General features: G+C 41.1%; 11 protein-coding genes. 9 read left to right on the plus strand and 2 right to left on the minus strand.

The genetic code is table 11. The features are described 5' to 3' along the window. On the plus strand, positions 1 to 981 hold the full coding sequence (locus tag ACI3ES_RS01285) for a phosphatase PAP2 family protein (protein ID WP_114667173.1): 981 nt from the start codon (positions 1 to 3) through the stop codon (positions 979 to 981). A gap of 54 nt (positions 982 to 1,035) precedes the next feature. Here the strand turns inward: ACI3ES_RS01285 and ACI3ES_RS01290 are convergent, their stop codons facing one another. Beyond that, positions 1,036 to 1,767 (minus strand): type 1 glutamine amidotransferase, encoded by a 732-nt coding sequence (locus ACI3ES_RS01290; RefSeq protein WP_114667174.1) that lies wholly within the window; start codon positions 1,765 to 1,767, stop codon positions 1,036 to 1,038. Continuing rightward, positions 1,767 to 3,122 (minus strand): Mur ligase family protein, encoded by a 1,356-nt coding sequence (locus ACI3ES_RS01295; protein ID WP_114667175.1) that lies wholly within the window; start codon positions 3,120 to 3,122, stop codon positions 1,767 to 1,769. Before ACI3ES_RS01295 ends, ACI3ES_RS01290 begins: the two co-directional genes overlap by 1 nt. 188 nt (positions 3,123 to 3,310) lie before the next feature. Here ACI3ES_RS01295 and ACI3ES_RS01300 point away from each other — a divergent pair, with 188 nt between their 5' ends. From ACI3ES_RS01300 to ACI3ES_RS01335, 8 genes are all read left to right on the plus strand, one after another. After that, a complete protein-coding gene (locus ACI3ES_RS01300; protein WP_114667176.1) occupies positions 3,311 to 6,301 on the plus strand; it encodes a hypothetical protein in 2,991 nt (996 codons plus the stop codon). Positions 6,302 to 6,519: 218 nt separating this feature from the next. Further along, positions 6,520 to 7,443, plus strand: a complete 924-nt coding sequence (locus ACI3ES_RS01305) for a WxL domain-containing protein (RefSeq protein WP_114667177.1) — start codon at positions 6,520 to 6,522, stop codon at positions 7,441 to 7,443. Between the two features lie 39 nt (positions 7,444 to 7,482). Then, entirely contained in the window at positions 7,483 to 8,844 is a 1,362-nt protein-coding gene (locus ACI3ES_RS01310; RefSeq protein ID WP_142511357.1) for an MFS transporter, read from the plus strand. Between the two features lie 87 nt (positions 8,845 to 8,931). Then, the gene (locus tag ACI3ES_RS01315) at positions 8,932 to 9,531 is read left to right on the plus strand and encodes a thymidine kinase (protein WP_004914579.1); all 600 of its coding nucleotides are present in this window, start codon (positions 8,932 to 8,934) and stop codon (positions 9,529 to 9,531) included. A 45-nt stretch (positions 9,532 to 9,576) separates the two neighbouring features. Continuing rightward, a complete protein-coding gene (gene prfA, locus ACI3ES_RS01320) occupies positions 9,577 to 10,647 on the plus strand; it encodes a peptide chain release factor 1 (RefSeq protein WP_114667179.1) in 1,071 nt (356 codons plus the stop codon). Next, entirely contained in the window at positions 10,644 to 11,636 is a 993-nt protein-coding gene (gene prmC, locus ACI3ES_RS01325) for a peptide chain release factor N(5)-glutamine methyltransferase (RefSeq protein WP_142511356.1), read from the plus strand. Before prfA ends, prmC begins: the two co-directional genes overlap by 4 nt. Continuing rightward, positions 11,633 to 12,646 (plus strand): L-threonylcarbamoyladenylate synthase, encoded by a 1,014-nt coding sequence (locus ACI3ES_RS01330; protein WP_114667181.1) that lies wholly within the window; start codon positions 11,633 to 11,635, stop codon positions 12,644 to 12,646. Before prmC ends, ACI3ES_RS01330 begins: the two co-directional genes overlap by 4 nt. Positions 12,647 to 12,917: 271 nt before the next feature. Then, a complete protein-coding gene (locus tag ACI3ES_RS01335) occupies positions 12,918 to 13,187 on the plus strand; it encodes a phosphocarrier protein HPr (protein ID WP_004914567.1) in 270 nt (89 codons plus the stop codon).

The raw sequence follows: 13,187 nt of genomic DNA on the forward strand, positions 1-13,187 counted from the left end.
ATGCAATTAACAGGCAACGATGCCAACATTAAGGCATTTGACACGACAGATACGGATTTTCAAACGACGTCAAGTGAGAAAAAAGTAGTCACAGTTTTATTGGGTCTCGGGGTGGTAAGCCTTTTGGTAGCGACTTTTTTTGATAAAAATGTCACTAATTTAGTTATGAACCAAAATTCAATTTTTGGTAATATTTTCCAAAACTATGCCGATCAAGGGGCAAATATTGTTTTGTTTGCTGCATTTGAAATTATTGCGTGGACCATCTGGCGACGCATACAAGATGACGTTTTGCGTTATGTGATGACAATTGGTGCACTAGCATTTGCGTTTAATCAAATGTTAGCTATTTTGCAAGATATGTTGAGTTATACCTATTCAATGCTAAATAATTTGTCTAAGGGTATTCCAATGGGCGTTGCAAACAACACCGCTGCGGTAAAGAATTATCCTGAAGTTTTGCGCTGGGGCCTCGCAGTCATCTTAACAGCTGTGCTCTCAGTATTATTTTATAACTGGTTACAAAGTAAGAGTGATGCAGACATACGCTATTTGATAACAGCAGCTTTGGTCGGTATCGCTGTTGTTTTCATCGCGCAAACCACGATTGGTGAAATGAAGTCATTATGGGGGCGCTTTCGACCTTATGAAATGACGACAGTTGCTGGCAATACGATGAGTGAATTTACCCCATGGTATCATTTAAATGGTATTAACGGTCATAACTCATTTCCTTCAGGTCATACCATGTCTGGGTGGTTGTTCTTATATTTGGTTTTCTTTGTTCCTCGTGGTAACATTAGTGCCCAAAAGAAAATGACAATATTTGGGATTGCGATGGGGATTTTGACCGCAATGAGCCGTGTGCGCATTGGCGCCCACTGGTTGAGCGATGTAACAGTTTCAAGTATCATTGTTGGCTTGATTATTTTCATGGCAAGTCGCCTGTTAGCTGCACACTTTGTTGAACCGACAAAATAACAAGTTTAAAGCACACAAAAAGCGGTAATCAATGATTGCCGCTTTTTGTGTGTTTTAAAATGTTTCGGTTGGAATCGCATTGAGTTTTGATTGCCAATCAATGCTTGGATATTTACGCGTTAACGCAGTGGTTAAAACACGTTTTGCCAAGTTACCATTACGGGTAAAAATTGGCCCGTGGAAGTAGGAACCGTAAACGTTACGATAAATCACACCTTCTGTTTGATCCATACCATTATTACCATTACCAGAGACAATTGTTCCTAAAGCGCGTTCACTTTCACCTAAGAAAGTGCGGCCTTGGTGGTTTTCGAAGCCATGATATTCTTCGCCGGTTTCGTTATTTTTAATGACAATATTACCTGTTAAACGCTCATTATTGCGTACGGTTAGTTTTGGATCGTGCATATTGGTTGTGTAGTGATCCATGACACCAATACCGTCAACTTTTGTACCGTCAGCCATCATCATATAGTGACCTAGTAATTGGAAACCACCACAAACGGCCAATAACGGTCCGTCATTTTCAATGTATTGCTTCACTTCAGTTGCTTTGTCTTGTAAATCATGAGCAACAATGGTTTCTTCGTAATCTTGTCCACCACCGAAGAGAACAAAATCATATTGATCAGCGTCAAAATCATCCCCTAATGACACCAATTGATAATCAACATCGACACCAATTTGTTTGGCGTAATAGGTCAATGCGATAATGTTGCCATAGTCGCCGTAGGTATTCATTAAGTCGCCATAAAGATGGGCTACGGCAATCGAATAATCAGCCATTAGAATCCTCCTTTAATATAACCAGCACTACGCAATTGTTCGCGTAATTGTAACATTGCAGTATAAGTTGCTGCAATGTAAACCTTTTGTGTCGGTAGTGACTTGATAGCATCAACAACTTTTGTCAAATCCTCGTAGACACTTTGGTCAGCAAATCCAGCCATTTTGAGACGAACTTGCATGCCTCGGTAACGCTCACCACCAGTTGCGATAGCTTGTAAATGTGATGCATGCAATTTTTCAAACTCAGCATCCCAAATCCAACTTGTGTCAATACCATCAGCATAGTTTGCGTTAAGTAGTGCCAATAGGGAAAAATCATCATTTTCAGTCAGCATCATATCAATGACTGAGTTAGTGCCAACTGGATTTTTGATTAGGACAATTGTGACGTCCTTGCCGTCAACATTAATAGCTTCTTGGCGACCAAAAATTTGTGCATTGGATTCAAAAGCTGCTTTGATAGCATTGGCTGGCACTTCAAATTCTCGACCAACGGCAAATGCAGCCAGCGCATTATAGATATTATACAAGCCACCAATTTCAATTCGTAAAGGGGTATTGTCAATACTAAATTCAGAATATTTTGGTGTTAATTTGGTGACGGCGGTGACTTGATAGCGCAAGTTAGGTCGTGCAAATTGATCGGTTACGCTGAAATATTTGCCTAAATTAGCATAAGTGATGAAATCGTAGTGTAGCACTGAATCATCAGTTGGTGACAGAATGCCATCAGTGTTAGTGGGTGCTTTACTTGGTTGATAATCTTCAGGCGACACGTGGTTAAATCCGAAGTAAAGACGCTCATTTGGGAAATCACCACGCGTGAAAATGGGTGAATCTCCGTTTGACAGAACAACCGCTTGTGGGGCATTTCTGATACCTGCGACAATTTTGTCGTAGGTCGTATAAATTTCACCATAACGGTCCATTTGATCACGGAAAATGTTAGTCAATACAAACATTCTCGGCTTAATAGCGCTTGAGACTTTTTCGACATTGGCTTCATCAACTTCTAACACTGCGATTGGTTTCTTGCCATTGTTTGATGTCACACGACTTGTTACCAGTGTACCCGTGATGCCTTGAATCATGTTAGAACCAGATGGATTGGTAATCACTTGATGACCGCCAGCTTCTAAAACACGAGTGATAAGTGCTGTTGTCAGGGTTTTCCCGTTTGTACCAGTTACAATCACCAAATCAAAGTCTTGTTGAATACTTTTTAAAATATCTGGGTCGATTGCCACGGCGAGCTTGCCGGGCAAACTTGTACCCCCACGATGCAAAACATCATGTAACAGCCAATATGCTGATTTTGCTGTTGCTTTGGCTAATGAATTTTTAAGTGTCATAATATCCCCACTTTCATAAATATCATTTTAACATATCCCAAGCGGTGATGACGTGGTTTGTGAAAGGGGTCGATGCCGTTGGACACAACTTCTTCACAAACTGTTTGATTTTTCTTCACACCCCCCCGAACTTTTGGCATATTCACCCTGTAAAATAGAAGTAAGGTTAGAAGCTAAGGAGGAGCGCTGTGAAAATTAGGCAATTATTTTTGATGACGGTACTGATTGTGAATAGTTTGCTACCGCTGATGTCTGTTCGGGCAGACACTATCGAGAATCCACAAGCTGCTACGGTGCCATCAGTAGCTTTTGAGTCGGAAAATAAAACAAAATCAAAAGCGTCAGAACATCAGTCAACAAATTCTGAAAAAGTACCCCTGCAAAAAGCAGCGGGTATTGTAGAAGTGTCTGATTCTGAAAGTTTTGTAGCGGCTTGGAACAATCCTGATACGCAAAAAATTATTGTGACAGAAAGTTTTGATTATACACAAAGTACGGCGACCCAGCCACGTCAAAACGATATCGAGATTACGAGCAATTCAACATACCCGACCAACAAGACGATAACATTTGTTAATGACACTATTTATGGCTTGCAAGTTGATGGCACAGGTAATGTTAGTCCTAATATTAGTATTCACGATATTAATTTTAAATCAACTAGTGGTGATAATAGTTTGCCAAACACTCAGAGATTATCCGATGTCAAAAACAGCATTCTTTATCGTAATACATCGGAGAGTAATAGCAATGAAGTCGGAATATTAACACTATCCAATGTGATATGTGAATTAGACAACAATGAGACCCAGCTTGCTGGGAATGCTATGTCGGCCTTTGTTGTGCCAGGCATGCGGATTACACTTCAGAATCATTTATCAATGACAACTCGTGGTACACAACTTGTCGGTTTAAGTATTCATGCTGAATCGACTGTTCGTTATAAAGGTATTCACGACAATTTAGATTTATATTCACGAAGTCTTCAAAATGCTAATTTATCTTTTATAGCAGCAACTTGGAGTACTTATGCAAATTTAGCCAACATTGGAACACCCAGTAATGAGTATTTTGATAACACCAATGCTTCTGCTGGTGATGTTGACATTGACCAAGGCGCAAAAGTATATTTGTCGCGATTAAATGATAGCTGTGGTGAAGCCAATCTGTTGGCGGCTCAAACAGGTGTGATTGCTGGTGAATTTACAGCAATCACGATAAAAGGACAACTCGTCATGTCTGCCAAAGATGCCGCCTTTGTGTTCAAGTCGAGTCGTGGTCCCAATGCGCCTGAAAAAACCATTAATATTAATGTAAACTCTGGAGGCATATTAGCAATCCAGGGAACCAAAACAGCTGCTCCAGGTTCTGGGCAAAGGTCAGCATTAGGTGTTATTCAAGCTTTTGGTGATAAGCATTTAGGTCGAATCAACATTAGAAAAAATGCAACTTTTTATCTGAAAACAGCTACGGGCTATGGGCAAACTTTTGTTTCTTATGCCCAAACGCGTAATTGCCGTGGGATTGAATTAAATATTGATTCTCCTAGATATGTTTTGATAGCAGATGCAGGATCAAGTTCGAACACTGGTACTTGGGCCGGATATTGCCGTAGTGCTTCTAGTGGCGCGTTTAATGCCAATTTCAAAGCCGATATTACTGATTCTAATTTGAGTTTTTATCAGAATATTTCCAGTTTCAACAGTGGCAGTTATTTGACGAATAACCCACCTGCTGATGCTAGTAATTGGGGTAACATCGATATCAAGCAAATTTCACAGAGTAATAACGGTACAACGAAAAATGGTGATTACCAATTAACTGGGGCAACCGAATCTGTTGAACAAAATTTGATGGTCAGAGGACAACACCATGTCCTTGAAATCACATCACATAAAATGAACTTTTTGGACTATGCACCGTTAACTGATGCCGATACTGAAGCAAAACGAGCGGGAATACCCAACGCAGCCGATCAGGCTAACGCTGTTAGTGATGCTGATCACTTCATTCGTGGCCAAATATCAGCGACATCAAAATTAGTCCCTGTATTTACCACACCAGATAGTGAGTGTAGTGGAATGGCTAATTTCGCAACAGAAAATGAAAACGACGGCATTACTGTCACGTGGCAGTCACCCAATTCACCGGGGGTAGTTGATGATACTGTGGTAACTGATAATAATGGTATCTTTGTTTTTGAAAGTAAGAAAAGTATGGATGATTCTGTTCCTGAGGGGGTAGCCACAAGTCACGTTAAGTACCAAATAGGTAATAATGCTATCAGTGTGAGCGCTGGTGGTCAGACTTATGAAACTAATGTGCGCAAAACGCCAACCTATGCCCCTCCAGTATATGATTTAGCTTCAATGGTTATTGTTGGTATGTCAGACATTACTTTTAAAACAGCAATTGCTGCTGACGAGGTGATACTCAACGCCGAAGACAGCGCGGAACAGTATGCACCGTTGGTGACATTGACTAAAGCAGCCAACTCTGAAAATGGTGAAGGTAAGAATTGGACCTTTGATATGGCGGCGTACAATAATGACCATCCTGACAACCCAATTACGGCTAATATGGGAATTGAATTTTGGGTTAAAACGCAGCGTGATGGCGAGTTAATTGAATCAACACGTATTACTCATGTTTATCATGATTATACGGCTGAGGCAGTAACGTATCGCAATATTGCTCCAGATGCCGCAATGCCATTTATCAGTGACACGATTGAAATGATGCGCTTTGACCCATTAAAAAGGGGTAAAAATGGCATGTTTAATGTGTCGCCACTTGATTTGAGTCGAAATTATGGTTATTTAACCGTAGATGATGGCTCTGTGAATCACAATAAACCATGGCAAATGACTGCGCAATTAGAGTCCACAGGCGTTTTTGCAGATACTGGGCTACAACTAGCATACGTTGATGAACAAGACAACACTTCAATCTTGTCAAGTGCTGGTGACAGCCTAATAGTTGCCACGGCTCCCCAAGGCAATAATGGGCAATCTAGCGTGCGTTTAGACACGCTGTGGAATCAAACAACAAATGGACACGGATGGTATTTAACGCTGAACAGTTGGCGTACTGATTATTCACCGGCTAAGTTCAATTATGATGATGACGATGGACCAGTGCTATTATGGCAACTTGGTGACGTGCCGGACATTGATTAATGTGATGGTTAGAATATTCCGAATTTCGTCGATAATTCCTCGCAAAATGATCACAATTTTAAAGTATTCTAAAACAGGCGACGCCATGGCTAAAACGTCTGATTCAAAATTGAAGTAAGCGGGGGGTACAATCAAAAAAATCATAAATGTGTATAGCGTTGCGTTTTTAACAACTCACTGACTAGTGAAAGAAAACAAGTAGTGTAATAGGAGAAAACATGATAAAGGCTAAAATCTTAATGACGTGTTTAGCGGCCATAATGTTGGCCCCGATAAGTGTTTATGCCGATGACTATGGTTCGATTTCAAACGGTTTTACATTTGATGTTGAAAACAACAACACGCTATCCACAACAAATACCAATCCAGATCGGGGTGATATGGGCGCCACAGTCAACGATTCAGAGATGACATTAGTTGGTGGGGAAGGCTTCGGTATCTCTCACTTGCCGGTTTACAATTTTGGAGAAATCAATGCGGTTGATCTTCGAAACGAAAGCATTGCTACTGACACAGGTAGTTCATACCATGTTAAGCCACTGGTCAATGCAAATCAAATTGCGACAGGCACAGGATATCAAACTAAGTATTTACGTCCGTTTGTGCAATTGGTTGATCAACGCGCAGGGAAAGTGGCCGCCTCACAACTGAATGTTTCAATTAGAATGTCACAACCGTTTACAGGTACTTATATAGGTGATGACGATCAGACATCTTCTGATATTCAACCGGGTATTTTGCTTAAAGCAGATGCAGGATTTGACTATACGATTTCGGGTAATATGGTGGCTGCTGGGGATACTGGTCATGCAACACAATTTAAATCAAGTTGGCATGGTGATTTTGGGGCTGGTCCCGCGACCACGCTAAATGATAGTGTTACAACCATGGCTAGTGGTATGTCAGCAGCTACTTTTGGTACGATCACCTATGAGTATGGGTCACTCAAAGGGCAGACTGATAATCCTGATAGTGGTAACTGGGCAACGGCAGGCAATATTGTTGGTAGTTCATTGTTTTCACAAGGTGATCGTGTTAATAACGGTTTTTACCTAGAAATTCCAAAGAATATCACGCTTAAAGCGAAGTCATATCAAGCTGAATATACGTGGACAATGGGAGACACACCAACAGGTACTTGAAGCGGTAGTGACTTATAAATAACGAATGCGAGAAAAGAGATGAATCCATTTAAGTTTTTAATGGCGGCACCAGATGCCACCCAAAAAGTACCACAAGAAAAAATTGCAGCCACCTATAAGTGGCGCCAAGCAGGCGTACTATTTTCAGCTGTGGTGGGTTATATAGGCTACTATATTATTCGCTTGATTTTTACCACTGAGCAAAATGATATTATGAAAGCTTATCATTTTACGACCGCAGATATTGGTTTAGTATTAGCCTGTTTCGGTGTAGGATATGGTATTTCCAAGTTGTTTATGGGTGCGTTGAGTGACAAATCGAATCCACGTTATTATTTAGCAGCAGGATTAATGGGCTCAGCAATTTTGAATTTATTCCTAGGTTCAACTCGAAATCTTTATGTCATGATGTTTCTGATGATTTTGATTTCTGTGACACAGGGAATGGGTGCACCTGCTGCACAAAAACTCATTCAATTATGGTGGGGTAAAAAATGGCGTGGGACGGTTTATGCTGTTTGGTCTTCCGCCCATAATGCGGGTGCCTTTGCTTGTGTGGCAATTGTTGAGTTTTCGATTTTGATGTTTTCACACTCAATAGCTGCTATCTTTTACACAGCATCAGCTGTTTCTGCCGTGATTGCGATTTTAATTGCGATTTTAGGCGCCGATCGGCCAGCAACCGTTGGACTGCCTTCGATTGCTGAATATACAGGTGAAGTGACTGTCCTACAAGACGGTGAGACAGTTGAAGGCGACACCACGCAACAATCAATTTGGTTTGTTTTCCGACACTATATTTTAAATAATAAAATTGTCTGGGCAATTACGTTGACGTCAATGTCACTTTACTTAGTGCGGTACGGTGTGATGTCTTGGATACCAAGTTACTTACACCAATTTAAAGGTTTTGATGCCTCATGGGCAAAGTGGTTGGTTGGTATCTTTGAATTAGCAGCCGTACCGGGTGTGATTATTTTAGGTGCAGTGTCAGATTTCTTGAAGGGCAAACGTGCGTTGGTATGTATCGTTTCAGTCTTGGCGCTAATTGGTTGCTTGACGGTCTATTTCACCGCAACTAACCATGCGGTAATTGTCGTTGTATTAATCTTGATGAGTACTTTGATATATGCACCGTTGACTTTGGTTGGTTTAATGGTTAACGAAGCAGTTCCAAAGTTTGCTGTTGGGTCATCAACAGGATTTATGGGATTTTTCCAATATTTAGTTGGTGAAGTGGCGGCGACGGCACTAATTGGTATTTTAGTGGCTCATTTTGGATGGACGGCTAGTAATACAGTGCTTTACTCGGCGGCAGGTTTGGCATTTGTATTATTAATTCTGATCATGATTTGGCAAAAGCAAGCTATACAAAAAGCAGCACATGAACACTTGATATAATGTGTGAAAAAGTACGACATTGTCGTGCTTTTTTGTTGGTGTAATTTGGTATAATTGAAATAGTTTGGTTTGAGAAGAGGTAGTGGTTTGGCACAATTATTTTTTGAATATGGCGCAATGAGCTCGGGCAAGTCAATTGAAATTTTGAAAGTGGCGCACAATTATGAATCGCAGGGACGCAAGGTGTTATTAATGACACCAAGTGTTGATACACGTGACGGTGTTGGCAAAATTGCTAGTCGTATTGGGATGTCGCGCGACGCCATGGCCGTACACGAAACAGAAAATTTGTACGAAGTGATTAAAGCGGCCAAAGATGATAATTTAGCCGCAGTATTGGTAGATGAAGCACAGTTTTTGCAGCCAGAACAAGTCGACCAATTGGCTTATGCGGTTGACACGCTACATATACCGGTCATGGCCTTTGGACTGAAACAAGACGCGTTCAATCAATTGTTTGCTGGTTCCAAGCGTTTGATCGAAATGGCTGACAAATTAGAAGAAATGAAAACAATTTGCTCTTTTTGTGGCAAAAAAGCGACGACACAACTGCGAATTGTTGATGGCAAACCGCAACGTGAAGGGGCGCAAGTGTTTATCGGTGGTGATGAAGCGTATATTCCAACTTGCCGCTTTCACTGGTATCACCCCGATCAAGACAAAATTGACCAACTACTATCGCATTAATTTGATGAGAACTAATTATTCTCGTACATAATAACGGAGGAAAATATGAATCCAATATTTCAACAATTACAAACCGTCGTTGATCGTTATGACGAATTAAATGAACAACTCGCCGATCCCGAGGTAATGAATGACGGACAGCACTATATGGCACTATCAAAAGAAGCGGGTAGTATCCGTGAAACAGTTGAGGTCTATCATCGTTATCAGCAAGTCATACAAGATATTCAAGATGCACAGGATTTACTAGATGATCCTGAAATGGCGCCACTAGCCAAAGAAGATTTGAATAGTCTCAAGCCAGAACAAGAAGAACTAGAAGATAAACTCAAGGTTTTGATGCTGCCTAAAGATCCCAATGATGACAAAAATATTATTATGGAAATTCGTGGTGCTGCTGGTGGCGACGAATCATCTTTGTTTGCAGCCGATTTGTTAGATATGTATCGTCGCTATGCTGAACGACAAAATTGGTCGTTGAGTATTATTGATGAGTCCACAACAGAAGTTGGTGGTTACAAGGAAGTTGCGGTAATGATTACAGGCGACAGCGTCTACTCAAAGTTAAAGTTTGAAAGTGGTGCGCATCGTGTGCAACGTGTACCTGCAACAGAAACACAAGGACGTGTCCATACCTCAACGGCAACGGTTGGTGTGATGCCCGAATTTGAAGATATTGATTTTGAGCTAAACGAATCCGATTTGGAAGAAGAGTTCTTCCGTTCAGGTGGTGCCGGTGGTCAAAACGTCAATAAAGTTTCAACAGCAGTGCGTTTAATCCATAAACCTACGGGTATTATGGTTAAAATGCAAGAAGAACGCACACAAATTAAAAACCGAGATAAAGCGCGAAAGTTGTTAGCGAGTCGTGTCTATGATTTTTATGCGCAACAAAATGAAGCAGAATATGCTGAGAAACGTAAATCTGCAGTGGGAACGGGAGATCGCTCTGAACGGATTCGCACTTATAATTACCCGCAAAATCGTGTTACTGATCACCGCATTGGGTTAACATTGAATAAACTCGACCGAATCATGAACGGTGATTTGGGTGAAGTTATTGACGCCCTTGTTATTGCTGATCAGACGGCTAAACTGGCGGAATTAAACAAATGACAGATAAGCATTTTGATACGCCACCACAATTTGGTTCATCCAAGCCACAAGCCAACAATCAATCGGACAAGCTAAATGCACCAAAATGGTTTGAATGGGATGATATTAAAAAGCCAACTGACTTAAGTCATGTCAAAATTTCATTAATTGAGGCCAAAAAGTGGGCGTTAATTGAATTGCGCCAAGCTGGAATGTCTGAACAAGATGCGAAAGATAATCTGGACTTTTTGTTAAGTGGTGCGTTTAATATTAACTATGGCATGTTGCGCGCTAACATGAGTCGACAAATGCCGGCAGCGTTAGCGACTGTTTGGCCCAAGTGGGTCTCTGAATTGGTAAAGAATAGGCCGCCACAATACATTTTGGGTCATGCCCCTTTCTTTGGTCGTGAGTTTTTAGTGGATGAACGGGTGTTGGTTCCCAGACCGGAAACCGAAGAGTTAGTCGATTGGATTCTAAAAGATGCTGGATCGGGCGTTCAACCGGTCTCTGTGTTAGATATTGGTACTGGTAGCGGTGCTATTATTGAAACATTAATGTTGGAAAATCAGCGTGTGCGTGGCTTTGCAACAGATATTTCTGACGGTGCACTGACTGTTGCGCAAGCTAATGCGCAGCGCTTCGAATTGTCATTTTTACACTTTGCCAAAAGTGATGTGTACAGTCAATTAGATGGACTAGTGTTTGACATTATTGTCAGTAATCCGCCTTATATTGCGACCCAAGATAAGCACGAGATGGATGCGAGTGTGTTGACATTTGAGCCACATACAGCGTTATTTGCGGATCATGATGGTTTGGACATTTATGAACGAATAGCTGCTGGGTTAGATGAACATTTAACAGAACACGGACGCGCGTATTTCGAAATCGGTTATCAACAAGGACCAGCGGTAGTTAATTTGATGAAAGCGGCGTTACCCAACGCCAAAATAACATTGCGGCAAGACTTTGCGGGACTTGACCGCATGATTCGAGTGGAGAAATGAAAACAACAATTTTTAAAACAGATAAGCAGTCATTAGCTGAAGCAAGTGCATTATTACAACAAGGTGAGGTTGTCGCATTTCCAACAGAGACGGTCTATGGTTTGGGTGCTGATGCAACAAACGAGGCAGCAGTACAAAAGGTATTTACGGCAAAGGGACGTCCGAGTGATAACCCTTTGATTATGACTGTTGCTGATGAATCACAATTAGATGAGTTTGTGGTGATTTCTGAAGCTGCTAAGACTTTGATGGCAGCATTTTGGCCGGGTTCTCTGACCATTATTTTGCCTATCAAGCCTGGACGTGTTGAGATGATCGTCACCGGCGGTTTGCAAACAGTCGCCTTTCGACTACCAGATAATGAAGCTGCGCGTCAATTAATCCGCGTGGCTGGTGTACCAATTGTCGGACCAAGCGCTAATATTTCTGGCAAGCCATCACCTACAACGGCGCAACATGTATGGCATGATATGCAGGGCAAAATCGCAGGAATTGTGGATGATGGTCCAACAACTGTGGGTGTTGAATCGACAGTTATTGATATGTCAGCAACGACACCCACAATTCTTCGTCCTGGTGCGGTGACACAACAACAATTAGAAGCAGTTTTAGGTGTGAGAGTTGTTGACGCAACCAGCACAAAATCAGTTGCTAGCGATGTCACACCAAAAGCACCAGGTATGAAATATCGTCACTATGCCCCAGATAAAAATGTAGTGATGTTTGACCGATTAGATGCACTGACCTTAAAAGAAGTGTTGCAAAAAAATGATGTTGTGATGGCACAAGATGCAACGATTGCAGCAATGGCAATTTCCCAAGAAAAAACGTGGTCACTTGGCGAGTCATTAGAAACAGCCACAGAACAACTATTTGCTGGTTTACGTTATTATGACGATGAAGCCACAGTTGCCACTATCTATGTTGAAAAAATGTCACCAATTGGCATTGGTAAGGCATTTAACAATCGGCTGGGTAAAGCGGCAGGAAATCAAGAGTTTAATGTGTAAAAGAAAAACGTCGTAAAGACGTTTTTCTTTTTTATAATTGATAGTATTGTTGTCAAGTTCAGTGTCAAGATGACACCAATATTTTTAATTTACAGAAAATAAATTGTGAACAAAATGTAAACGTTTACATTTAAAACGTTGTTAGATAGGCGTTTTCAGCGTCATGGCTTGATACAACGGCGATTTGTGCTTTTTTTTACTTGATATTTTGTAAGCGCTTTGATAAACTATATTCAGAAGCTGATTAACAGCTAAAAAGGAGAAATTAATCATGGCACAATCAAAAGATTTTCATATCGTAGCAGAAACTGGTATTCACGCACGTCCAGCAACTTTGTTGGTACAAGCAGCTTCAAAGTTTGCTTCTGATGTTACTTTGTCATATCAAGGTAAGGATGTTAACTTGAAGTCAATCATGGGTGTAATGTCATTGGGTGTTGGCCAAGGTGCTGATGTTACAATCAAAACTGAAGGTGATGATGAAGAAGCTGCTATGGCAGCTATCGTAGAAGCAATGGGCACAGAAGGACTCGCAGAATAA

It is taken from the genome of Leuconostoc falkenbergense, assembly GCF_045801155.1.
Classification (GTDB): Bacteria; Bacillota; Bacilli; order Lactobacillales; family Lactobacillaceae; genus Leuconostoc; species Leuconostoc falkenbergense.